The following is a 23346-nucleotide window of genomic DNA, read 5'->3' as shown; positions in this document are numbered from 1 at the left end:
CGGCGTCCACCGATCGCGCAGGAGGATGCTAATGGCTGCGAGTGGAGTGGTGCACTCAGGAAAAACCTCATTGGCGGTGCTGGAAGAGCGTGATCATGTCGTCGCCAGGGCATGGGAGGATTTTGTGTCCGGTTCGGGTTGCGGGCCGAAGCTGGTGCGCGACGTGGTGATTGAAAGCTGGCAGCGTTGCCGCACCTCTCAGGTCAACCTTGGTGTTGAATATGCGCCGCATTTGGCCACCGATCAGGTCCCGCATCTGCGCCAGCGGAACCGTCAGCTCCTGCAGGCTGCCGCTCCTACCCTGGTCCAGGCGGCCGATGTGCTGGCGGGCACCAACTCGCTGATGCTGATCACGGACCCCAACGGAGTCGTGCTGGAAGCGGCGGGGGATGCCCACACTGTTCATGCCGGTATGGATATCGCTCTGATGCAGGGCGGACGTTGGACTGAGACTGACGCGGGTACCAATGGCATCGGTACCGCTCTGGCTATCGGTGGGCCCGTCATGGTGCATGCCGGCGAGCATTATTGCGAGGGCATCAAAGGCTGGAGCTGTGCCGGTGCGCCCATCCGCGATCCGCTGAACGGCGATATCGTGGGCATTCTCGACATTTCGGCGAAGCGCGGGCAATCGAGTGCCCGGATTCTGGCGCTGGCTGTCATGACCGCCAGCCAGATCGAGCAAAGGCTGACACGGCAGGTCGAGGTGCAGCATCTCAGGTTGATGGAGATGGGCCTTGAGCATAGCCAGCGTCACGCTGGCGATGATCTGATTGCGATCGATGCCTTTGGCCGCATCGTTTACACCAGCAGGCTGGCGCAAAAGGTCTTGAGCGAGAAATTCGGCACGGACCTTCCCGATCTCAGGCGCGGCATGCAGATCCTCGACGATTACGGCAAGCCGCTCAGGCATGTGGTTCCGGGCCTGCCGCGTGACTGGTTGCGCCCCTTGATGGCTGACGGTGAACTGGGCGGGCATCTGCTGGTCATTCCAGCCCGTTCGCAACGCCGTCCGCTTCCGGTGAGCCCCGTGCATGACGTGTCGGAGCCGGTGCGTTCCCAGTTCGACTGCATCGTGGGAGAAAGCGACTGCATCCGGCATTCCATCGCCATGGCGCGAAGGATCGCTCCGTTGCATGTGCCGGTGCTGGTCGAAGGGGAATCGGGCGTAGGCAAGGAACTGTTCGCCCGAGCGATCCATGGCGAAAGCAAGGTGGCGCAGGGCCCCTTCGTGGCCTTCAACTGCGGTGCTGTATCGAAGGAACTGATTGCCAGCGAACTCTTTGGCTATGTTCGGGGTGCTTTTACGGGCGCCAGCAGCGATGGCCGTGTCGGTCGGTTCGAGGAAGCCAATGGCGGCACCCTCTGCCTCGACGAGATCGGAGAGCTGAGTCTGGAATTGCAGCCCTATTTGCTGCGCGTTCTGGAAGAGGGCGTGGTCTATCGTGTAGGCGACAGCAAGCCGCGCCGGGTCAACGCCCGCATCGTGGCCATGACCAACCGCGATTTGCGCGCCGAGGTGGCCGCCGGGCGCTTTCGGCTCGATCTCTTTCATCGCCTGAGCGTCACGGCGGTGGAGGTGCCCCCACTGCGCGCGCGCGCGGGCGATATTTCCCGATTGATCGACTATTTCAATCCCCGCATCGCCGACCGTCATGGTCGTCAGCCGGTCCGGTTTACGGCGGCGGCGCTGGCGCGGATGGAAAACTACAGTTGGCCGGGCAATGTGCGCGAATTGCGCAATGTCGTCGAACGCAGCGTCCTTTTCGCGCAGGACGACATCGCCGATGTCGATGTGCTTCCCCGTGAGATTGAGCAGCACGGAATATTCCACACAAGCGATTTGGCTCAGGTGCCGGTTCGTGAGGCTGTCCCGGAAAGTGGAGAGCAGCAGGCCATAGATCATGCCATCCGGATGGCCAGAGGCAATCTGTCGGCGGCAGCAGTCACGCTGGGTGTATCGCGAAGCACCCTTTATCGAAAGATGGGGCAGTATGGCATGCGGCGAATCAGCCCTATTGAGATAGGCCATGCCTTTATGGTTGCGGGAGGGTAATGCAGTAAATCTTTACTGCAACAAATCCACAATTGAAAAATGAAGTATTATGATGAGTAATCGTGTTTCATTATGGCAACTTTTATATAATGCTTTGTGAAATATTCGATTATTTTTTAGACTTGGATAAAAATAGCGACATTCTCTCCATTCCTGCAAAGAAAATGGGAGGATGTTATGAAGTGGATTGTTCGTCCTATCGCCGTGACGGCCATGTTGGCGATGGCAGGATTTTTCTGTGGGCAAGCGCGGGCAACCGAACTTGAACCGCAGGAATTCGTGGCCGCGCCGCCAGGGACTACGGTGTTTCTGGGCTATGCGCTCTATGCCAATCATGACCAGTTCGTCCCGGTCGCGGGGCCGAGCGTGAAGGATGGCACTAATCTTGATCTGGAACTGGGCATCGCGCGGCTGGCGCATTATTTCAATATCGGCAAGACACTGGCTCTGGTCGAGGTACTCCAGCCCTTCGGCTCGCTGAATAACGCGCGGCTCGGGGGGCAGAGGCTGAATTCGAGTTCGGGCCTGGGCGACACCATTCTGGCAGCAGCGGTCTGGCCGATCAACGATGTTCAAAAGCAAACCTACTTTGGCGTGACGCTCTACGCCACGCTGCCCACCGGAGCCTATGACAAGACGCGCGTGGTCAATCTGGGTAATCACCGTGTCGCGCTCGATCCCCAGATTGCCCTGTCGCAAGGCATCGGCAAAAAATGGTCTGTCGATCTTACCGCCGATCTGATCTTCTACAGCGCCAATACCGAAGCCGGGCTGGGCGGAGGTCAGCGGCTTTCTCAGTCGGAAACGATGCAGTTTCAGGCCTTCCTCAACCGCAAGTTCGCCCATGGCTTTACCCTGTCAGCGGGGTATCAGGGCATGCGCGGCGGCAAGCAGCGGCTGGACGGCGTTGATAACGGCAATCGCACGCATTTCGACGAAGCGCGGCTGGTGGCCTCCAAATTCATCACGCCCCGGGTCCAGTTGATGGGCGAAGTCAATCATCAGTTCGACGTTCGCGGCGGCTTCAGTCAGAATGTCGGGGTGCTGGTCCGCACGCTGTATGTCTTTTGACGCTTCGGAACAAACCGATACAAGTTGACACACATGTGTCTCACGCAGCGTCGGCCCGTGGGCCGCAGGGCGGGCGGGCGCTGCGAATTTGCTGTGCGATCCGTGCGCAGCGGAATTGGCACGAAGCTTGATAGCAATCCCCCGATCCAGCGCCGGACAAGATCGGGATTACCCTGCAGGCGCGTGGTTCAGGGAGAAAAAACCATGTGTCGATTGTATCGCCACACATCGTCAGACAGCTATAGTCCTGCCACGCGCAAATTGCGCATCCACGGTCATTCCACCTCTGTTCGGCTGGAAAAGGGCTTCTGGGATATTCTGGAAACCATGGCGGAGGCAGAGGGCAAGAGTCTGGGCCGTCTCGTGACCATCCTGCATGACGAAGTGCGCCAGTCCGGGGCGGACCTTCCCAATTTCGCATCCTGCCTGCGGGTGATGGCCCTGTATTATGGGTCAGGAAGCCGGACAGGCTGCTGTGAGCGTTTGAAGGAGACGGCATGACGATACTCCATCAGGGCATGCGCGTTGACGCGGGGGAGATTGTCCAGTTCCCCTGCCTTGCGGATAACTACGGTTACCTGCTGGTCGACAGCGCGTCATTCCGGGCCGTAGCGATCGACACACCCGATCCGGCAAAGGCGCTGGAGGTGCTGGAAGAAAGGGGATGGAGGCTTACCTATATCCTCAACACGCATTGGCATGATGACCATGTCGGGGGAAACGTTGCGCTTAAGGAGGCGACCGGGGCACGCATTATCGCGCCGGCCGCCGAGCGCAGGCGCATACCGGGGATCGACATAGGCATTCGTGGGGGAACAGTGATTTTTCTGGGAGGGCTGGTGATCCATGCCATCGACACGGCTGGGCACACGCTGGGCTGTCTGAGCTACCACGTTCCAGGAATGGAGGCCGTGTTTACGGGCGATGCCCTGTTCACCATGGGATGCGGACGCCTGTTCGAGGGAACACCGCAGACGGCATGGGGCGGCCTGCGCAGGCTTGCGGAGCTTTCCGATGAGACCAGAGTTTACAGCGGCCATGAGTATGGGTTCAGCAATGCAAGTTTTGCCTTGAGCCTGGGGGACGAGACAGAAAGGGAGGTCACGGCACGGGCGCAGGCCATAGTGATGCATCGGGTAAGCTCTACGGTGCCGAGCACCATCGGCCTTGAGAAGCGCACGAACCCCTTTCTGAGATTACCGTTGGCTGAGCAGTGTGTCGAAAGACAGGTGGACCGATTTCGCGAACTTCGCGAACTGAAAAACGACTTTCGATCATAGTTGCCGTAGCGCGACGAACCGGATGGCTTCGTCAATGACCTCGGCCGAGTTCTACATCTATGGCTTGCCCTGTGTAGAGGATGTCATGAAACATCGGCGCTTCCATTGCGCAGGTACCATCCCCGGCCAGCCTGATCCGCAAGCGCCGTTGATTTGCCATGCCTGAAAATCGGCCCACGCGCGGGCCGATTTTCAGAACGCGTTTCGCATCCTGCCAGATCAAAGTCGTACTTGCGCTCTCACCATGCTCATAGGCATAGCTGAGGGCATCGTCCTCGTAGAGCATCATTGCGCCGTCGCGGCCGGGAAAGACCACGATGTCGAGATCCTTGCCCAACGCGTGCGCGCTCGATTCCACTATTGGCCCCAGCGGAAGGATGCTGCCCGCGCGGACATGAAGCGGGATCCGCTCAATCGGGCAGTCCACCTGATGGACCTGCCCCCCGGCCCGGCGAGAGCCAGTCCAGAAATCGTACCAGCCCCCGGTCGAGGCGGGCAGATAGACCGGCCATGACGCGGCGTCCGGAGCCAGCACCGGCGCCACATGCAGCGCGGGGCCGAACATATAGCTGTGGCTTTGCCCAAGAGCTTGGGGATCGTGGGGGAAATCGAAGACCAGCGGGCGTAGGACCGGCATTCCGACCTGATGGGCCTGCGCCGCCAGCGCATAGATATAGGGCAGCATGCGATAGCGCAGTTCAAGATAGCGCCGCGCCACGTTCTCCACCTGATCGCCATAGCGCCAGAATTCGGTGTCGGTCATATAACCATGCACCCGTTGCAGGGGCAGGAAGGTGGCATACTGAAACCAGCGCAGGAAACGTTCGTGATAGGCAGGGTCGGTGTATTGCTCCTTGCCGGGGCGGAAGAAGCCCCCGGCATCCACCGTCCAATAAGGATAGCCCGCCGCCGCCATGTTGAGCCCGGCGGGTATCTGGCGTTTTAGCGTTTCCCAGTCATGGCCGATATCGCCCGACCATGTGGCGGCGGCATAGCGCTGCTGGCCCGGAAAGGCCGATCGGGTCAGGATCATCACCCGCTTGTCGGGCGCGGCGCGGCGCTGGCCTTCATAGACCGCGCGCGAAACCTGAAGGGGATAGGACAGGCGGACCTTCTCGCCCGGCCCGGCGGCGGTATGGCGGCCGACCAGATCGTCATTCTCCGGCTCTGTGGCATCCTGCCACCATGCGTCGATGCCCAGCGAGGCCAGGCGCCGGTTCTGGTTATAGGCATAAAACGAGGCGGCCTGAGGGTTGAAGAAATCGACCCAGTCGGTGTCGCGGATATAGAAATCCCTTTGGGCGAACTGTCGGCCCAGATCGGTCTCGCGCGACACCTTTGACCAGACCGAGAGCATGAAGCGCATATCCATGTCGTGGAGGGTCCGGCAAAGGCCCACCGGATCGGGATAACGGCTTTCATCGAAACGCATCGCGTTCCAGCCATATTGGCCCCAATATTGCCAATCCTGGACCATCATGTCGACAGGCAGGCGGCGGCGGCGGAACTCGCGCGCGGTCTCTATGATCTCGTCGGAGGAATGGAACCTTTCGCGGCAATGGATATAGCCCAGCGCCCAGAGCGGCATCATGGGTGTTATCCCGATCAGCGCGCGATAACCGGCCATGACCTCGGCCGCCGAGGGGCCCGCGATCACCACATAGTCGATCGCCTCGGCCACGGGAGAGCGCCACCGCGTGCTCTCATCCACCGGCGCAAAGGCCAGCGAGGGTGTGTCCTTGTCATCGGCGATCACTCTCACCCTGTGCTCGCCGGCGCCCAGATGGGCGATGAAACCCGCCGTGGGCGGCAGCCAGAGATTGGTGTGATCGGTAAGAACCCTGCCGTCGATTTCGACATGGTGGCGCGAGGCCATCTTCTGGCCGATGTCGAGCAGGAAGGCATGGGGCCCCTCATGGTCGGTGACAAAACGACCCTCAAAAACCGCCTCTCGACGCGCGACGCGGGCATTGCCTTGGGTGGTGGTGACATCGGCCAACTGGGCGGCGCCATCCTGCTGTTGCCGCACCAGCGCGATGGGGCGGTCAGGCGGGTTGATCTCACTCATCCCCTGCTGGTGCCAGAGCAGGCCGTAGCCCTTGCTGGAGAGAAGGAAGGGCAGGCTGATCTGGGTGTTCACCTGCGTCAACCGGCGCGGCAGGCCACGCAGGTTGAGATGGCCGTCCTGAAAACAGCCGGTGCCGTAGAGATGTTCATCGGCGGGGGATTCGAAAGCCTGTTCGACCGAAAAAACCCGTTCTGTGCCCAGCATGCCGGGGGCAAGCCTGCGTCCACCGGGCCTTTCCGCCAGCAGCAGCGCCCCGTTGCGATCAAAAAAGCGGAGCGCGGCGCTGTCCGGCCTCACCTCGCAGCGGATGTGGGGCAGTTCCAGCCGGATGGCGCCATTGCTCTCTTTACGCCGAGCCGGGCTTGGCCTGTCATGGAGGGGCGCCAGAATGTCGCTGACGGGCATGGCGGGAGCGGCCTGTCCCGGCACAAAACGGATGCGGAAAGCCCGGTCGCTGAGCGCGGCAATCTGGAGCAGACCGTCGGCCATCGGCAGCAAGAGATCTGCTGCGCGGCCTCGGGCCGGGTTTGCCAACAAAGGCATGCCAGGTGCGGCCAGTGTCGCGCCCGCAACCCCGGCAGACAAGAGTTTGCGACGACTGAGTGACCTGACCATATTTCCTCTCTTCAACACACGATATGGTTTTGTTTTAGGCAGGTAGTACTGTTATACTCTCTTTGGGTAGCGTTACCATACCTGCCAAGGCGAAGCAAAGAGTCATAAGCGCCGACAGATAAAGTTTCGCAAAGTGGGAATGGAACAATCATAACTTTCAAAGTGGAGCACCGCACCTCGCTGCCCCCGCATATGAGTAAGCCTTGACAGCGAGTTTGTTAGCGATACCATGCTCTGGCAATAGAGATAAGAGGCCATGCGCTATGGGAACGGATGTTGGCAGGCTTCGGCGGGGCTCCGTCTGGATTCCAGTGTTGATGATGGCTTTTGCGGCCAGCCTGCCGGCACCGGCAAAATCTCAGGCGGCAAGCGGCCTTGACGCGCGCGGCCATCTGCTGGCCGTGGAAGCGGAGGCGGGGGACGCCTTTGCCTATAAGCTGCTCAGCGATGGCGTGCAGATTCACCTGCACGGGCTGACCAAAAACATCCTCTTCTATGGTCCCGATACGGTGCGGGTGAATGCCAATCTCGGCCGGAATTACTGGACGGCGCCCAGCCTTGTCGTGGTGCGGCCTCCGGCGCCCCAGCCCTTCACCGTCGCGGAAAAACCCGACACGCTGACCATCATCACCCCCCGCCTGCGCATCGAGGTCAGCAAGGCTACCGGCGCGCTGCGTTTCATGGACGCATCGGGCAAACTCTATACCGCCGAGAATGCCGCGGCGCCCGAAACGGTCAAACCCGTCACCATCGAGGGCGCCCCCAGCTACGAGGCCACCAACCGCTTCACCCTGCAAGGCGACGAGGCGATCTATGGCTTTGGCTTCACCGCCGATGATCGCTCCAACCGGCGCGGCAGCGACCTTTTGCTGGTACAGACCAATGTGGGGATCATCATCCCGGTGATGATGTCCTCGCGCCGCTATGGCATCCTGTGGGACACCTATTCCCAGATGCGGTTCAAGGATGACGCGGGCGGCGCATCGCTATGGGCCGAAAGCGCGCCGGGCGGTGTCGATTACTATTTCATGGGCGGACAGACGCCCGACGATGTGGTGGCCGCCTATCGCCGTCTGACCGGCGATGCGCCGATGGTGCCCAAACAGATGCTGGGCCTGTTCATGTCCAAGGAGCGCTATAAGACGCAGGCGCAATTGCTCGACATCGCGCAGACCTTTCGCAAAGAACAGTTTCCCCTCGATACGATCGTGCAGGACTGGCAATATTGGGGCGGCGACAAGGACGGCACCTGGAGCGGGATGATCTGGGACAAGACCCGCTATCCCGACCCCGAGGGCATGACGCGCCAGCTTCACGCCATGCATATGAAACTGATGGTGTCGATTTGGCCCTCGGTAGGTGATGATACGGCGCTGGCGCATGAGCTGGACGCGCAGCATTTGCGCTTTGCCCCGTTGCACTGGATTTCCAAACATGCGCGGGTTTATGACGCCTACAGCCCCGTCGCCCGCCGGATCTATTTCAAACACATCAAATCGGGCCTGCTGGACAAGGGCGTCGATGCGCTGTGGATGGACGGCACCGAGGTCGAGGTTTCCAGCGCCATGTGGAATGCGGCCGACAACATCCGCGACACCAAGGCGTTGGGGGCCAACGCGCTGGGTGATTTCACGCGCTACCTCAACCCTTATTCGCTGATGACCACGCAGGGCACCTATGACGGCCAGCGCGCCACCAGCAACAAGCGCGTGTTTACTCTTACCCGCTCGGCCTGGGCGGGGGCGCAGCGCACAGCCGCCGCATCATGGAGCGGCGATATCTTTGCCAGCTGGAAAACGCTGAAGCAGCAGGTGGCGGGCGGGATCAACGTCACCGTCACCGGCAATCCCTATTGGACACAGGACACCGGCGGCTTCTTCGTCTCCGACTTTCCCGGCGGCGAACAGAACGCGGGCTGGCGCGAACTCTATGCCCGCTGGCTGCAATTTGCCGCCTTCAACCCGCTGATGCGCATCCACGGCACCGATGTCGAGCGCGAGCCATGGCGCTTCAAAACGCTCGACCCTCAGGTGTATGATTCCCTGCTGAAGAGCACGCAGCTGCGCTATCGTCTGATGCCCTACATCTATGGCCTTGCGTGGAATGTGACTCATGCGGGGGGCACGATGATGCGCCCGATGATGATGGATTTTCCCGACGACCGGGCGCTCGACACCATCGACGATCAGTTCATGTTCGGTTCCTCGCTGCTGGTCCACCCGGTCACGCGCGCGATGATCCATATCCAGCCGCCCCCGCCCGCCACGGTTCCGGCCGAAGCCCTGACGACGCCGGATGGCAAACCGGGTCTTGCCGTCCAGTATTTTGAGGGCGAGAACTTCGAAACGCCCAAGGGCACCGCCATCGACGCCAGGCTGGACCATACCTGGCCCGATCCCCCGCTGGCCGAGATTCCGGGCGGACTTTCCGGCCTCAGCCATTTCTCCGCCCGCTGGACCGGGACGCTTACCGCGCCTGAGGCGGGAAGCTATGAACTGGGGCTGGAAGGCGATGATGGCTATCGCCTGACGCTGGATGGCGAGACGGTGATCAGCCGCTGGGGAAAGGGCACCTTGCGCTATACCGGCAAACGCCTCACGCTGGCCAAGGGGCAGAGGGTGAGGATCGGCATTGATTACTTCAACGGCGATGGCAATCGCGCGCTGCGCCTTGCCTGGCGCCGCCCCAGCGATGGCAGCGGCGAGGTGACGGGTCCTGCGGATTTCAACGTCACCACCACGCTGCCCAAAGGCGCGGACTGGTACGATTTCTGGAGCGGGCAGCGCTTGCGGGGCGGCGAAAGGGTAACCCGTCCGGCTCCGCTTGATCTGGTGCCGCTCTATGTGCGGGCCGGGTCGATCCTGCCCATGGGACCGGTGCTGCAATATGCCACCCAAAAGCCGGACGCTCTGCTGGACATCCGCATCTATCCCGGCGCGGACGCCCGATTCACACTCTATGACGATGACGGCGAAACCTATGCCTATGAGAAGGGGCAGCGCGCCACCACCGAACTGGTCTGGCACGACCGCACCCGCACATTGATCATCGGCGCAAGACAGGGTGCTTTTCCCGGCATGGTGAAAAGGCGGATTTTGAATATTGCGCTAATCCGCCCAAACCCGGCGGGAGGATTGGCGCCCGCATCGTTCCTTCGGCGCGTTCAATACTCAGGCAAGAAGTTGTCCGTCCGTCTGTGACCGGAAATTATTTTCCGTTGAAGCAGGCCCTCGTGCTTCTGTTGAAGGCTTTCGTCAGGTCTGACGTGATCCACCGTCGTGGCGCACGGCGGCCGGATGATGCTTTTCGGGACGAGACCTGAGGATCAAGAAGGAATGGCCCGTATCGGTGGCTGGCAAGTCCGTGACAGGTCGGTCACATCAGGGGGGCGGTTCGGGCAGGCTGGCCCGCGCGCCCGGCAACGTGCCGTACAATCGATGTCGGCTGGTTTCGCGCTGCCTCGGGCTTGTTGGTCCTGAGCGGCTTTTTCTGTCCTGAACGACAATGCTCTCGGAACCATGATGTGAAATTTTGCCTTCATAACGTATGGATTATTGCATGTGTTATGTATGCATTGTAAGTGGGATGCAGAATCAGTGCCCCTCTAAGGGATATGGCCGATGAAGCCCGCAAATCTCGTTGAAAATAAAGGAAAATGGATTTTTCGTTGCGGCATGAAGGGCTGTTGCCCCAAATGTGGCAAGGCATCCATGTTCAAGCGCTGGCTCAAGCTGCAGGACCGCTGCCCCAATTGCGGGCTGAATTATAACTTTGCCGCGCCGGACGATGGCCCGGCGTTCTTTTCGCTCTGCATCGTGGCCTTTCCGCTGTCCTTTTTTGTTGTCTGGCTTCAGGTGGCGTTTGATCCGCCCTACTGGGTGCATCTGGTCACATCGCTTCCGCTGATGATGCTCGGCTGTATCTTGCCATTGCCCTATATCAAGGGGTGGTTGGTCGCCTCGGCCTATGTCAATCACGCAAAGGAGGCAGGCACCGAAAGGCTGTGGGCCGAACTGCATGCCCGCGCCGAGGACAAGGCTGATTGACATGCAGACGCAGAATGTCGATCTTGCTGCGACAGACGGTAACGCACTGACTTTGGCCGCACATCTGGTTGCAAAAGTGTATGATGCGATCAACAGGTCAGATCTTGCTGCCATGATCCGCGCCGGCCAGGCAGAAGATTTTCCGGAGATCGCGGACGCTGCGGCACTGCTGGAACATGAAACGGCCCGCATTGGCCGTTATGAATCAGCGCTGCGGCAATATGCCGATCCCGGCCTTTGGGATGACACGACGCCGGGCGGCATGCTCGCGTTGCATGATGCTGGGGAAATGGCGAGGAACGTGCTTGCGGGCCGCCCCGTTTTCAATCATCGGGACTGATGATCCATGCAAAATGCCTGCAAAAAGGTTGGAACCTCATAATGACCGATTGGACGCCCGACATTAACGCGGCGAGCGGCCCTAAATACCTGGCGATTGCCCAATCTCTGGCCAATGCCATCGAGGCGGGGGTTCTGACGCCCGGCGACCGGCTGCCGCCGCAAAGGGCGCTGGCTGATCTGCTTGGTCTGGATCTGACCACCGTAACCCGCGCCTATGGAGAGGCCCAAAGGCTTGGTCTGATCGAGGGTAGCGGCCGCCGTGGCAGCTATGTGAAGGCCCGGGATAAAACGGCTCCGTCGATTTCCGCTGACGATCCCGGCGATACCGGGATGAACGCCCCGCCCGAAGGCTTTGGCGGCACGCTTGCTCAGGCCTTTCGCGACAGTGTGGCGGGTCTGCTCAGCGCCGACATGGCCGCGGCGCCCCTCCAGTATCAGCGCAGCGGCGGTGCTCCGTCGGCGCGCAGGGCTGGCGCCGAACTGCTCATGGCGCGCGGCATTGCCTGCTGCGAGGACACCGTGCTTTTGGCGGCGGGTGGTCAGAATGCGCTTCATGCCATCTTCAGCGCCCAGTTCAGGTCGGGCGACAGGCTTGCGGTCTGCGCCCATGCCTATCCTGGATTGCTCGCGCTGGCCCGGCGGTTTGGCGTGACGTTGCAGGTCATCGCCTCGGATGCCGATGGCATGGATCCCGCCAGTTTGGACCAGGCTTGCGCGGGCGGCGGGGTGAAGGGCATTTACCTCGTACCGACGAATGACAATCCGACCACCATCACCATGCCTGATGCCCGCAGGCAGGCGATGGCCGCAGTGATTGAAAAGCACGATCTGCTGCTGATCGAGGACGATGCCTATGGCTGGCTGCCAGACCATCCTCTACCCCCGATCACCTCCTATGTGCCCGATCAAAGCTGGCACATCGCGAGCGTTTCGAAAGTCTTGACCCCCGGCTTGCGCGTTGCGTGGCTGCGCGCACCCAATGTGGCGGGCGCGTGGCGACTGGCCGCCGATATGCATGAAACCGCCATCATGGCGCCGCCGCTCAATGCCGCCATTGTCACGGACTGGGTCAGGGGCGGCTTGTTCCACAAGCTGATTGACGAGGTAAGGTCCGAGGCCCGCCTGCGACAGGATATCGTGCGGGAAAGCCTTTCGCCGGGCAGCTTCCGCGCGCAGGACTATGGCTATCACCTGTGGGTCGAAGTGCCGGAGGATCTGGATGCTCGCCATGTTTGCGATGCGCTGCGCCAGCATGGCCTGGCCGCGATCCCCGGTGATGCTTTCGCGGCCGAAAAATCATCAAGCAGGCCTGCCGCCATGCGGGTTTCGGTTGGCGGAGCGATAGGGCGCGATCAATTGCGACGTGGCCTCAACCTGCTGTCTGCCCTGATTGGTCCGCAGGCACCGCGCAAGATCAATCTGGTCTGATACTCTGGGCCGATATGTCGGAATATGGGAGGGTGAGGACACGGTTCCAAACCTCACCCTCAATGAACTTTGTTAGGACGTCGTGATGGATTGGGCTCCCGTAATATTGCTGATCGTAAAGGCTAGTGTCATCGGCACCGCCATGTTCTTTGCCGTCAAATGGCATTACGATCAGGATCGGAAAGATGAAGGCACCGACGCGCAATGGACCAGCGAATTGCGCATTTTCATAACGATGCTGATCGCCCTCACCTTATCCCTGATCGGGATTGTTTACGCCGGATGCTGGGGCGACAGGGCTGTGGGCGGAACCGGCGGCGCCTTGGCCTTCGTGCTTACGCTGGCGGTGTTTCTGGTGGCGAAGCCGACCGCCGAGGCCGATCTGTATGATCGCCTCGGACAAGCCGGCCACGCCCTTGAGGAGGAAAGCATTCAGCATATCGAGGCGTTGCGTGATGCTTTGATCCGCCGCCGCGACTCCCTGCTGCGCGAAAAGATCTATTTCAGCATCGCGGTGACCGTCAGCGCGCTTGCGTGGGCCTATGGTAATGTTGCCGCCGGTTGGTTCAGTTTTGTGCGTTGAGGCGTTTTGAACCTGTCGCGGGAAATGCCCCCACCAGCGTGCATCAGGCGACGGTGATGGCGATCTTGCCCTGCGCGCGCCGGGCGCCATTGCGGCCGATCACCGCGTCATAGGCATCCCCGATCTGCTCCATCGTGAACGTACGCGGGTCGAGCCGGGGCAGCAGGTGGCCGCCTTCGGCAATGGCGGCGGCGGCGCTCAGGATCTCGCCATAATGGGCGCGCCCTTCGTCGGCCAGCAGCGTATGCAGCGTGAAGACGCCCGAATAGGTGGCCTGTTTGAAGGACAGCGGGGCCAGCGCATGCGCGCCCCAGCCAAGGCAACTGACCACATGGCCAAAGCGCCGCACCGCCCGGAATGAGGCATCGAGCAGCGCTCCGCCGCCGGTGTCATAGACCACGTCAAAGCCGCGCCCTGCGGTATGCTCGGCCACGTATAGGTCCACATCCAGCGCGGCGTCGATCGGGGTGGCGCCCAATGCGCGCAGGTAATCGTGATCGGCGGCAAAGGCGGTGGCGAACACGCGGGCGCCATGGGCCAGTGCGATCTGCACCGCCACATGGCCCACGCCCCCTGCGCCGCCCTGCACCAGCACGCTGTCACCCGGGCGGATGGCGGCGCGGTCGATCAGCCCTTCCCACGCGGTGATCACCACCAGCGGCAGGATCGCCGCCTCGCGCATGGTCAGGTTTGCAGGCTTATGCGCCAGCAGGCGGGCATCGGCGGCGACATACTGCGCCTGCGTGCCGGGCAGGGCGCCCACACCGCCGATCAGGCCATAGACTTCATCTCCAGGCGCAAAACCGGTGACGCCCGCGCCAACCTGTTCCACCACGCCCGCCACATCCATGCCCAGCACGGCGGGCAACGGCCGGCGGGCATGAGCGGCCTCGCCCGCGTGGATCTTGGTGTCGAGCGGGTTGGTGCCGCTGGCGTGGACGCGGATCAGAACCTCGCCCGCGCCAGTGGTGGGCCGGGAGACGGTGCGCAGAGTGAAAGGGCCATTGGCGGTATCGGCGATGGCGGCGAGCATGGTGGAAGTATGGGTCATCGGGGTATCTCCTGTTTGATGCCCTGATGGTGCGCCGATCATGCTTGAATGAAAATCGACGATACTGTATGCTGTCCATTCATATTTGTTTGGATATGCCATGTCTTCCCCGCCGCTTGAATGGAGCGATCTGCCGGTTTTCCTCGCCATTGCGCGCGAAGGCACGCTGGGCGCGGCCGCGCGAAAACTGGGTCAATCGCAGCCCACCATGGGCCGCCGCCTGCGCGCGCTGGAAGAAGCCACAAGCACCGCCCTGTTTCAGCGTACCGCCGATGGCTTTGTGCTGACCGATGAAGGCGCGGTGATGCTGCGCCATGCCGAGCGTATGGAGGCTGAGGCGCAGGCGCTCTCACGCGAATTGGCGGGCAATGAACAGCGCTTGGAGGGCATGTTGCGGCTGACCTGTTCGGACTGGTTCGGGCGGATCGTGCTGGCGCCCATGTTGGCCGAGTTTCACCGGCGCCATCCCGGCGTGGTGGTCGAAACGCTGACCGATCCGCGCATCTACAGCCTTGCCCGACGCGAGGCCGATCTGGTGCTGCGCATCGCCCCGTTTGATGAGCCGGAGGTGATCGCAAGGCGGCTGATGACGGTGCCCTATGCGCTCTATGCCCCGGCCGATTTTGGCCCGCTGGGGGATAGCGTGCCGGTGGTGGTGATGGACACCGGCTTTGGCGGGATGCCCGATGTGGCCTGGCTGATGCAGAGCCTGCCCACCGCACGCATCGTTGCCCGCAGCAACAGCCGCGAGATGCAGGCGCAGCTCTGCGCGCTGGGCACGGGGCTGGCGGTCCTGCCCAAACCTTTGGCCGCCGCCACGCCGGGTCTGGTGGAGGTGGATCTTGGCAGCGCACCGCCGAGCCGCGAGACATGGCTCGGCTATCACCGTGACCTGAAGCGCTTGCCGCGCCTGCGTGCGTTGCTTGACCTGATGGTGGAAAGCGTGGCTTTCAGATGATGTAACCGCCCGCCACTTCGATGGTCTGCGCATTGATCCAGCGGTTGTCGTCAGACAGGAGGCTGGCCACCATCCGACCCACATCGTCGGGTTCGCCGATACGGCCCAGCGCCGTCTGTCCGGCCAGCATGGCCTCGAACTCCGCGCTGATGCCGCCGCCAAGATCCGTACGGACCGCCCCCGGCGCAATGGCATTGGCGCGAATGCCGCGTTCGCCAAACTCCTTGGCCATATAGCGGGTCAACACCTCCAGCCCGCCCTTGAACGCGGCATAGGGCGCGACGCCCGCCGTGGCGACGCGGGTGGTGGCGCTGGTGACATTCACGATGTGGCCGCCATCCGCCATCAACGGCAACAGGGTCTGCGTCAGGAAAAACGGCCCTTTGAGGTGGACGCGGAACAGGGCGTCGAAGTCATCTTCGGCGACATTGGCGATAGGCGCGAATTGCCCATGCCCCGCATTGTTGACCAGCGCGTCAAAGGTCGTGGCCTGCCATACGCTGGCCAAGGCGTCGCGCAGCATCGCACAAAAGGCGGGGAAGCTGGCGATGTCGCTGACATCGAGCGGCAAGGCCATTGCTTTGCCGCCCTCGGCCTCAATCGCAGCGACCAATTGCCCGGCTTCCTGCCGGCCTGTTCGGTAGGTGATGATGGTGCCAAACCCGCGCCTGGCGCAATGGCGGGCCATGCTGGCGCCAAGGCCGCGACTGGCGCCGGTGATGATGACAATGCTCATGGTCGTCCTCTTCGCTATGATGCGGTGGATCTAGTCGCCCCAAGGAAGGAGAGCGCCCATGATCCTCCTTCATTCATGCCTATTCCTGCTTTGTCGTTGCCGGGCCCAGTCGGGTGTGACACAGCGCGACACATGGAAACCCGGCTGTCCGAATTGCGCAGATTGGCATCGCGGGCCGAAAACCGTCGGACCGAAACGAGAATTGCGCGCGTGGCCATGGTGCAGGGCGAAATTGCCGAGCATCGCCTTGCCGCTGTTTATGATCCTATGATCAACCTGATCCTGACAGGCGCGAAGACGATGACGGTGGGCGGGCGCACAATGCGTTACGATCCGGCCACCTATTTCGTGATGTCGGTGGATCTGCCTGCGGTGGGCAGGGTGCATCCGGCCGATGATGGCGCGCCCTATCTGGCGGTCAGCCTGACGCTGGAGCCCAGGATCATCGCCGCGCTGTTGGCCGATGCGCCCAACGCCCCCGGCGGGCCGGTGGACGGTGCTGCCTTTTGCGTGGCGCCCATTACCGAGGATTTGCTGGATGCCTGGGTGCGGCTGCTGCGATTGATGGATCGCCCCGACGAGATCGCTGTGCTGGCGCCAGCCTATGAGCGGGAGATCCTGTTTCGGGTGTTGCAGGGGCCATTGGGCTGGATGCTGCGCGCGATCGCCACGCCGGGAACAGCCTTGGCCCGGGTGGGCGCGACGATCCAATGGATCAGGCATAATTTTACGCGACCGCTGCGGGTCGAAACCCTGGCGGCCATGGCGGCGCTCAGTGTTTCGGCCTTTCACCGCCAGTTCAAGGCTGTGACCACGTTGAGCCCTCTGCAATACCAGAAACAGGTGCGCCTGTTGCACGCGCGTTCGCTGCTGATGGCGGGCGAGGGCAATGTCACATCGGTCGCGATGGATGTGGGCTATGAAAGCCAAACCCAGTTCAGCCGCGAATATGCCCGCCAATTCGGCCTGCCGCCATCGCACGACATCACCAGATTACGCGAAAGCCTCTGAAGCCCGCGTTCCAGCTTTGCTGATCAACGCGGTCCGGCGCGCGCCCTGAAATGCGTTGCTCGTTGCCGATTTCGAAGCGTTGAACCAACGGCCGCTTCGCATATGTTGCGTACAGGGCAACGAAAGTGAACAATATTATGCATTGAGCGCAGCGACCGCTTCTATGACATTTCCGTGGCTATCCGGCGGCTCAACAGCCGGAGGCTCGCAGGCGGCAAGAGTCCTCCACTTAATCAAGGCAGGGAATAATATGCGCTACTCCAAGCAGATCGGCTTTCGTCTGGCCGCGACCAGCAGTCTTATGATTTTTGCTCTTCCGGCCTATGCCCAGCAGGCCCCGCAGGCGAGCAATGTGGCAGGCGACGGCATTGTCGTGACCGCAACCAAGCGCACGGCCTCGACCATTCAGGCCACCCCGATTGCCGTGCAGGCGATCGGCGGGGCCGATCTTCAGGCCAAGGGCGCGATTGATTTTGCCGATTTCTATCGCACCGTGCCGGGCCTGTCGGTTCAGGACGAAGGTCCGGGCGACAAGCGCTATGTCGTGCGCGGCATCAATGCCAGCGGCGCGGGCACGGTCGGGCTTTATCTGGACGAAGTGGTCATCACCGGCGAAAACTCGCAGGATGGCGGCGGTCAGGCCCCCGACATCAAGCTGTTCGACATCGACCGCGTTGAAGTGCTGAAAGGCCCCCAAGGCACCACCTTTGGCGCCAGTTCGATGGCGGGCACGATGCGCTACATCACCGCCAAGCCCGATCTGGACAAGGTGACCGGCTATGTTCAGGGCGGATTGCGCACCACCAAGGGCGCGGATCTTGGCATGCAGACCGATGGCGCGGTGAATATTCCGGTCATTCCGGGCCGTTTTGCGGTGCGCGCTTCGGGTTTCTATGCCGACCTGCCCGGCTGGATCAACAATCGCTTTGAAAAGGGCGCGAATGCGGAAAAGAGCAAGGCTGCGCGCCTTTCCACCCGCCTGAAGGCCACCGATGACCTGACCATCGACACGATGATGATGATCCAAAAGGTGCATCAGGACGCCAAGATTACTATAACCTTCAGGATTTTGGCGGGGCCAAGCTGCCCGCCAATTATCAGGCCGATGTGGTCCGCTCGCCCTATGATGACAAGAGCGAGATCTATAACGTCACCGCCAATTACAAGCGCAGCTTCGGTACGGTGACGGCGACGGGCTCGCGGTTTGTCCGCGACACCGGCTTTGTGCGCGATGCCTCGCTGGCGGCACAGGCGTTTTTCGGCCTGCCCTATGACACTACCGGGCGCAGCGCCCTGGTGCAGAACAAGCACCGCAAGGTGGACAGCGCCGAATTGCGCTTCGCCTCGGACTTCAAGGGCCCGGTGCAGATGCTGGTGGGTGCCTTCATGCAGAATGAGGACCGCTATTACCGTTCGTCATGGCCCAAGGCCGATACGACCGGCAATATTCCGGCCAATGCAGCCTTGCTGCTTGACCGCGCCGTGAATACCCAGATCCGCGAACGCGCGATTTTCGGTGAACTCAGCTACAAGATCCTGCCCGATCTGACGTTTACCGCCGGCGCGCGCTGGTTCGATTTCAAGCTGGAGCAGCAATCGGTGGCGTTTGTTGCAGCGGGCGGCGGCGCGGGCGCGGGCGCAGGGCCGGTGCTGAAAACCAAGGATCAGGGCGTGATCGGCCGCTTCAACCTTGCCTATAAGGTCAGCAGCCACACCAATGCCTATGTTCAGGTCGCGCAGGGCTATCGCTCGGGCGGCACCAACGACCAGACGGCGGCTGCGCTGGCCAATGTGGTCGTTCCCGACGGCTATGGTTCGGATCAGCTGTGGTCCTATGAATTCGGCCTCAAAAACACGCTGCTCGACCGCAAGCTCTATCTGAACGGCGCGGTCTATTACATCGACTGGTCGAACATTCAGGTCTCGCAGCAGGCCACGAACGGCACGGTTTCCTTTGGCTATACCGGCAATGGCGGCAAGGCGAGCGTGACCGGCTTTGAGGCCGAGATCGATGCGCGCCCGTTGCCGGGCCTGCGCCTGACGGGCAGCCTGAACTACAGCAATGCCAAGCTGGACCGCGACAATCCGGTGGCCGCGACCGGGCGCAAGGGCGATCATATTCCCTATGTGCCCACATGGTCGGGCGCCACGGGGATCAGCTATTCGGCGCCTGTGGGGGCGAGTGGGCTGATGGGCACGATCGGCGCGGATGCCACCTATCAGGGGCCGATGGACACCAAGTTCAACTCCACGATTGACAACTGGCAGCATCTCAACGGCTACTGGCTGATCGGCCTGCGCGCCGGAATCAGCAAGGATGCATGGGCGGTCAATCTGAACGCCACCAACCTGTCGAACAACCAGACCGTCATCAATTTCAACGAAATCGTGCCGGGTGTCTATCCGCTGGGCTATTATGTCAGCCGCCCGCGCACGATCACCCTGTCGGGTTCGGTGAAGTTCTAAAAGAGTAATGCCCATGTTCTCCCGCTCTGCTGTTTTGTCGCTTCGTCTTGCCCTGTTTGCCGGGGCGGCGCTTTGTGGAACAGCGGGGTGGGGGGGCGTGATGGCCCAAACGCCGGACAAGGCGCGCCCATGGATGGAGGCGAGCCGGACCCCGGCGCAGCGGGCAGATCGGCTGATCTCCGCCATGACGATGGATGAAAAACTCGGCCTGCTGCAGGGCGACACGGTGCTGGACGGCAATGGCACCGGGGTGAACCCCTGTGTCGGGCATATTTCGGGCCTGCCCCGGCTGGGCCTGCCCGCGCTGTGCATGGGCGATGGTCCGGCGGGCGTGGGCAATGGCATGGTGGGCGTGACACAGTTTCCCGCCCCCTTGATGACGGCCAGCACGTGGGATGCGGGCCTCATGCGGGAATTTGGCGCCGCGCTGGGGCGCGAACATGCGGCCAAGGGGCGCAATGTCGTGCTTGCCCCCACGATCAACATCATCCGCACGCCCAAATGGGGCCGCATTGCTGAAACGCTCAGCGAAGATCCCTATCTGACCGCCATCGGCGGCGCGGCGATCACGGCAGGCATACAGGCGCAGGGCGTGCTGGCCACGCCCAAGCATTTCGCCGCCAACAATCAGGAATGGCTGCGCCTTGGCGATGCGCCCGCCTATGAGGCCATTGATGCGCGCGTCAGCGAGCGCGCCCTGAACGAGATCTATTTCCCCGCTTTCGAGGCGGTGGTGCGGCGCGCGGGTGCCGGATCGATCATGTGCGCCTATAACCGTTTCAACGGCACCTATGCCTGCGAAAACAAGGCGGCGCTCAATCAGTTGCGCGGCTGGGGCTTTGACGGCTTTGTCGTTTCCGACTGGTATTTCGCCCATCGCAGCACCGTGGCCAGCGTGAAAGCCGGGATGGATATTTCCATGCCCGGCGGCCCCAGCCCCTTTGGTTTCGCCGAATTCTACGGCCCGCCCCTGCGCAAGGCGCTGGCCAAGGGCGAGGTGACGGGCGGGGATATCGACACTCTGTTGCGCCACATCCTGACGCCGATGTTCCGGCTGGGCGTGATTGACCGCCCGATCAAGGGCGATGCCAATGCGCAGGCCCGCTCGCCCGCCCATCTTGCGCTTTCGCAACGGATCGCTGAGGAGGGCAGCGTGCTGCTGCGCAATCAGGGGGGCGTGCTGCCGCTTGGCCCCGGTCTGGCGCGCGTGGCGATCATCGGCGATGATGCGGGCGAGCATGTCCAGACCACCGAGCGCTATGGCGGCTTTGTCAAGAATGATGAGATCAAGCCGATGGCCCCGCTGGCTGCGATCCGCGCTGCCCTACCTGAAAACGTTAAGGTCGATTATGCCCGCGGCACGCTGGGGATTGCGCCTTTGCCCGCCATTCCCGCCTCGGCCCTGCACGATCTGACGGCCAGCTATTACGCCTCGCCCGATTTTTCCGGCAAGCCCGCGCTGACCCGCGCCGAAGCCACGATTGATTATGAGCAGGCCGGTACCAAGGAGTTGGGCAGCGTCTTTTCCGCGCGCTGGCGCGGCACTTTGGTGCCTCCGGTGGGTGGGCTCTACCGCTTCTCGCTCAATGGCGGCGGAGAAATCCGCCTGCGCATTGATGGGCGCGAGGTGGCCTATACGCCCAAGCAGAATTTCCGCCTGACCACCCATGGCACGATCACGCTGGAGGCGGGCAAACCGGTCTCGTTCGAGCTGGACTATTCGACCGCGCCCACCCTTTCTCCCCCCGAATTGCGCGTGGGTTGGCAGGCGCCCGACGCAAGCCTGATCGCGGACGCCGTGGCCGCAGCGGCCAAGGCCGATGTCGCGGTGGTGTTCGTGGCCGATCACATTTCCGAAGGCGCCGACCGCACCGACCTGCGCCTGCCCGGCGATCAGGATGCGTTGATCGAGGCGGTGGCCAAGGCCAATCCGCGCACGGTGGTGGTGATGCATACCGCCGGCCCGGTCTTGATGCCGTGGCGCGACAAGGTGGCGGGTATCATCGCGGGCTGGTATCCGGGCGAGGTGGCGGGACCGGCCATCGCGCGCCTGCTGACCGGGGCCGCCAATCCCTCGGGCAAGCTGACCGTCACCTTCCCCGCCGACGAAACGCATGGGCCTGCCGATGGCCCTGCGCGCTATCCCGGCAAAGGCACGAGGGCCGATTACAGCGAGGGTCTGTTGGTGGGCTATCGCTGGTATGATGCCAAAGGGCTGACCCCGCTTTATCCCTTTGGTTTTGGCCTGTCCTATACGCATTTCGCCTTTTCCGGGCTGAAGGTCGCGCGCCGGGGCGACGGCTGGCAGGTGTTTGCGCAGGTCCGCAATCTTGGCGCGCGGGCGGGGGCTGAGGTGGCTCAGCTCTATCTGGCCATGCCCGCCGCCGCAGGTGAGCCGCCGCGCCAGCTCAAGGGCTTTGCCCGCGTCGAACTGGCGCCGGGCGAGACGCGCGAGGTCAGCTTTGCCCTTACGCGCCGCGATCTGTCGGTGTGGGATGACAAGGCCCATGCGTGGAAGGTTCCCGCCGGGACCATGCGCATCTTTGTGGGCAACAGTTCGCGCGACCTGCCTTTGTCGGCAAATCTGTCGCGCTAAAACGGGAAGGGCCGCTCTCCACCCCGGAGCGGCCCTTCTATCGATCAACCCCTGGGCAGCACCGCTACCGCTTCGATCTCGATCAGGAAATCGGGCAGGGCCAGCGCCTGAACCCCGATGATGGTGTTGGGCGCGGGGATGACATCGCCGTAAAACGCGGCCAGTTCAGCGCCCACGGCCTCCAGCTTGGACATATCGTAATTGACGATCAGCGTGCGCAGACGCAGCAGATCGTCCACCCCCGCGCCCGCCTCGGCCAGAACGGCGCGGATATTGGCCAGCGCCTGACGGGTTTGCGCGGCCAGGTCATCGCCGCCCACCACATTGTAATCCTTGTCCCACGCGACTTGCCCCGCCAGATGGAGCGTGTCGGTGGCTTCATCCAGCGCGGCATGGGAAAAGCCGAAGCGGGTGCTTTCATAAAGGGATGCGGGATTGATACGCTTTGCGGTCATGATGGTGTCCTGTTGTAAAAAGAGGGGGGTCAGTCCACGATTTCAAGCTGATGGCCCCAGGGGTCGAGCAGATAGAGGTTCTTCTTGCCCGCCAGCGGCCCTTCGGAAATCTCGATGATCTCCATCGCGGTGCAGCCATGCGCGGCGAGATAGGCCGCCGCAGCTGGCACATCATCGACCCGCAGCCCCAGATGATGCCCGCCCGCATCGCAATTGCGCGGCAGGGCGGGGCTGCGGTCATCGGGCTTGTCATATTGCACCAGTTGAAAATTGAGCGTCTCGGTCAAACGCAGCATGATGAGCGTGAGCCGCGCGCCCGGCACATTGACATGCGCCGCCATCCAGTCGCGCCCATCGGGCATGGGGGGAATGTCGGCGGCGTCAATCGGCCCCATGCGGAACAATTCGGATGCGCCGAACACGTCGATGTAAAAGCGCGCCACCGCTTCGGCATCGGCCACGGTCCATGACACGTGATCGGCGGAGAAATGGGGGCGGGGAGGGATGGCCTCGGTCATGCGGACGGCTCCTGTGAATGGTGCAGGAGGCGAGGATGACAAGGGGTTTGCGCCGCAGCAATGACA

At 62.2% G+C, this 23346-nt stretch carries 19 protein-coding genes; 14 read left to right on the top strand and 5 right to left on the bottom strand.

The window, feature by feature from the left end:
- Nucleotides 1–31: 31 nt before the first annotated feature.
- The 4 genes from FHW92_RS00240 (at nt 32) to gloB (ending at nt 4407) form a co-directional block, all read left to right on the top strand.
- Nucleotides 32–2056, top strand: a complete 2025-nt coding sequence (locus tag FHW92_RS00240; RefSeq protein WP_168601235.1) for a sigma-54-dependent Fis family transcriptional regulator — start codon at nt 32–34, stop codon at nt 2054–2056.
- 177 nt (nt 2057–2233) lie between these two features.
- Nucleotides 2234–3127 (top strand): transporter, encoded by an 894-nt coding sequence (locus FHW92_RS00235; protein ID WP_168601234.1) that lies wholly within the window; start codon nt 2234–2236, stop codon nt 3125–3127.
- 204 nt (nt 3128–3331) lie between these two features.
- Complete coding sequence (locus FHW92_RS00230) at nt 3332–3628, top strand: ribbon-helix-helix domain-containing protein (protein WP_168601233.1); 297 nt, start codon at nt 3332–3334, stop codon at nt 3626–3628.
- On the top strand, nt 3625–4407 hold the full coding sequence (gloB, locus tag FHW92_RS00225) for a hydroxyacylglutathione hydrolase (RefSeq protein ID WP_168601232.1): 783 nt from the start codon (nt 3625–3627) through the stop codon (nt 4405–4407). The genes FHW92_RS00230 and gloB overlap by 4 nt, the downstream gene beginning before the upstream one ends.
- 31 nt (nt 4408–4438) lie before the next feature.
- Here the strand turns inward: gloB and FHW92_RS00220 are convergent, their stop codons facing one another.
- The gene (locus tag FHW92_RS00220; RefSeq protein ID WP_246869907.1) at nt 4439–6964 is read right to left on the bottom strand and encodes a TIM-barrel domain-containing protein; all 2526 of its coding nucleotides are present in this window, start codon (nt 6962–6964) and stop codon (nt 4439–4441) included.
- 443 nt (nt 6965–7407) lie between these two features.
- Between FHW92_RS00220 and FHW92_RS00215 the strand changes: the two genes are divergently transcribed.
- From FHW92_RS00215 to FHW92_RS00195, 5 genes are all read left to right on the top strand, one after another.
- Complete coding sequence (locus tag FHW92_RS00215) at nt 7408–10290, top strand: TIM-barrel domain-containing protein (protein ID WP_168601230.1); 2883 nt, start codon at nt 7408–7410, stop codon at nt 10288–10290.
- A gap of 420 nt (nt 10291–10710) precedes the next feature.
- On the top strand, nt 10711–11136 hold the full coding sequence (locus tag FHW92_RS00210; RefSeq protein ID WP_168601229.1) for a DUF983 domain-containing protein: 426 nt from the start codon (nt 10711–10713) through the stop codon (nt 11134–11136).
- A 1-nt stretch (nt 11137) separates the two neighbouring features.
- On the top strand, nt 11138–11476 hold the full coding sequence (locus FHW92_RS00205; RefSeq protein ID WP_168601228.1) for a hypothetical protein: 339 nt from the start codon (nt 11138–11140) through the stop codon (nt 11474–11476).
- A 41-nt stretch (nt 11477–11517) separates the two neighbouring features.
- Nucleotides 11518–12906, top strand: a complete 1389-nt coding sequence (locus tag FHW92_RS00200) for a PLP-dependent aminotransferase family protein (protein ID WP_168601227.1) — start codon at nt 11518–11520, stop codon at nt 12904–12906.
- Nucleotides 12907–12991: 85 nt separating this feature from the next.
- Entirely contained in the window at nt 12992–13489 is a 498-nt protein-coding gene (locus FHW92_RS00195; RefSeq protein WP_168601193.1) for a hypothetical protein, read from the top strand.
- A gap of 43 nt (nt 13490–13532) precedes the next feature.
- On the opposite strand, the gene FHW92_RS00190 is transcribed toward FHW92_RS00195, so the two are convergent.
- The gene (locus tag FHW92_RS00190) at nt 13533–14540 is read right to left on the bottom strand and encodes a zinc-dependent alcohol dehydrogenase family protein (RefSeq protein WP_172249104.1); all 1008 of its coding nucleotides are present in this window, start codon (nt 14538–14540) and stop codon (nt 13533–13535) included.
- 100 nt (nt 14541–14640) lie between these two features.
- Here FHW92_RS00190 and FHW92_RS00185 point away from each other — a divergent pair, with 100 nt between their 5' ends.
- Nucleotides 14641–15498, top strand: coding sequence for a LysR family transcriptional regulator (locus FHW92_RS00185; RefSeq protein WP_168601226.1), 858 nt, complete (start codon nt 14641–14643; stop codon nt 15496–15498).
- Here FHW92_RS00185 and FHW92_RS00180 read toward each other — a convergent pair.
- Entirely contained in the window at nt 15491–16234 is a 744-nt protein-coding gene (locus FHW92_RS00180; protein WP_168601225.1) for an SDR family oxidoreductase, read from the bottom strand. The two genes, FHW92_RS00185 and FHW92_RS00180, sit on opposite strands and share 8 nt — an antisense overlap.
- A gap of 132 nt (nt 16235–16366) precedes the next feature.
- On the opposite strand from FHW92_RS00180, the gene FHW92_RS00175 reads away from it, so the two are divergent.
- The 4 genes from FHW92_RS00175 (at nt 16367) to FHW92_RS00160 (ending at nt 22307) form a co-directional block, all read left to right on the top strand.
- Entirely contained in the window at nt 16367–17245 is an 879-nt protein-coding gene (locus FHW92_RS00175) for an AraC family transcriptional regulator (RefSeq protein WP_168601224.1), read from the top strand.
- Nucleotides 17246–17495: 250 nt separating this feature from the next.
- Nucleotides 17496–18431: a TonB-dependent receptor plug domain-containing protein gene (locus FHW92_RS00170; RefSeq protein ID WP_168601223.1), complete on the top strand. Its 936-nt coding sequence runs from the start codon at nt 17496–17498 to the stop codon at nt 18429–18431.
- A complete protein-coding gene (locus FHW92_RS00165; protein ID WP_246869906.1) occupies nt 18329–19711 on the top strand; it encodes a TonB-dependent receptor in 1383 nt (460 codons plus the stop codon). Before FHW92_RS00170 ends, FHW92_RS00165 begins: the two co-directional genes overlap by 103 nt.
- A gap of 100 nt (nt 19712–19811) precedes the next feature.
- Nucleotides 19812–22307, top strand: a complete 2496-nt coding sequence (locus FHW92_RS00160; protein ID WP_168601221.1) for a glycoside hydrolase family 3 C-terminal domain-containing protein — start codon at nt 19812–19814, stop codon at nt 22305–22307.
- A gap of 44 nt (nt 22308–22351) precedes the next feature.
- Here the strand turns inward: FHW92_RS00160 and FHW92_RS00155 are convergent, their stop codons facing one another.
- Nucleotides 22352–22762, bottom strand: a complete 411-nt coding sequence (locus FHW92_RS00155) for a RidA family protein (protein ID WP_168601220.1) — start codon at nt 22760–22762, stop codon at nt 22352–22354.
- 29 nt (nt 22763–22791) lie between these two features.
- A complete protein-coding gene (locus FHW92_RS00150; RefSeq protein ID WP_168601219.1) occupies nt 22792–23280 on the bottom strand; it encodes a VOC family protein in 489 nt (162 codons plus the stop codon).
- Nucleotides 23281–23346 lie beyond the last annotated feature (66 nt).

Source organism: Novosphingobium sp. SG707 (assembly GCF_012275515.1).
Lineage (GTDB): Bacteria > Pseudomonadota > Alphaproteobacteria > Sphingomonadales > Sphingomonadaceae > Novosphingobium.
This window is presented reverse-complemented; position numbering and strand designations above follow the sequence as displayed.

Bases quoted from the DNA above. Each gene is read 5' to 3' on its own strand.
- FHW92_RS00240 (WP_168601235.1), top strand. From the start codon at position 32: ATGGCTGCGAGTGGAGTGGTGCACTCAGGAAAAACCTCATTGGCGGTG.
- FHW92_RS00235 (WP_168601234.1), top strand. From the start codon at position 2,234: ATGAAGTGGATTGTTCGTCCTATCGCCGTGACGGCCATGTTGGCGATG.
- FHW92_RS00230 (WP_168601233.1), top strand. From the start codon at position 3,332: ATGTGTCGATTGTATCGCCACACATCGTCAGACAGCTATAGTCCTGCC.
- gloB (WP_168601232.1), top strand. From the start codon at position 3,625: ATGACGATACTCCATCAGGGCATGCGCGTTGACGCGGGGGAGATTGTC.
- FHW92_RS00220 (WP_246869907.1), bottom strand. From the start codon at position 6,964: ATGGCCGACGGTCTGCTCCAGATTGCCGCGCTCAGCGACCGGGCTTTC.
- FHW92_RS00215 (WP_168601230.1), top strand. From the start codon at position 7,408: ATGATGGCTTTTGCGGCCAGCCTGCCGGCACCGGCAAAATCTCAGGCG.
- FHW92_RS00210 (WP_168601229.1), top strand. From the start codon at position 10,711: ATGAAGCCCGCAAATCTCGTTGAAAATAAAGGAAAATGGATTTTTCGT.
- FHW92_RS00205 (WP_168601228.1), top strand. From the start codon at position 11,138: ATGCAGACGCAGAATGTCGATCTTGCTGCGACAGACGGTAACGCACTG.
- FHW92_RS00200 (WP_168601227.1), top strand. From the start codon at position 11,518: ATGACCGATTGGACGCCCGACATTAACGCGGCGAGCGGCCCTAAATAC.
- FHW92_RS00195 (WP_168601193.1), top strand. From the start codon at position 12,992: ATGGATTGGGCTCCCGTAATATTGCTGATCGTAAAGGCTAGTGTCATC.
- FHW92_RS00190 (WP_172249104.1), bottom strand. From the start codon at position 14,540: ATGACCCATACTTCCACCATGCTCGCCGCCATCGCCGATACCGCCAAT.
- FHW92_RS00185 (WP_168601226.1), top strand. From the start codon at position 14,641: ATGTCTTCCCCGCCGCTTGAATGGAGCGATCTGCCGGTTTTCCTCGCC.
- FHW92_RS00180 (WP_168601225.1), bottom strand. From the start codon at position 16,234: ATGAGCATTGTCATCATCACCGGCGCCAGTCGCGGCCTTGGCGCCAGC.
- FHW92_RS00175 (WP_168601224.1), top strand. From the start codon at position 16,367: ATGGAAACCCGGCTGTCCGAATTGCGCAGATTGGCATCGCGGGCCGAA.
- FHW92_RS00170 (WP_168601223.1), top strand. From the start codon at position 17,496: ATGCGCTACTCCAAGCAGATCGGCTTTCGTCTGGCCGCGACCAGCAGT.
- FHW92_RS00160 (WP_168601221.1), top strand. From the start codon at position 19,812: ATGGCCCAAACGCCGGACAAGGCGCGCCCATGGATGGAGGCGAGCCGG.
- FHW92_RS00155 (WP_168601220.1), bottom strand. From the start codon at position 22,762: ATGACCGCAAAGCGTATCAATCCCGCATCCCTTTATGAAAGCACCCGC.
- FHW92_RS00150 (WP_168601219.1), bottom strand. From the start codon at position 23,280: ATGACCGAGGCCATCCCTCCCCGCCCCCATTTCTCCGCCGATCACGTG.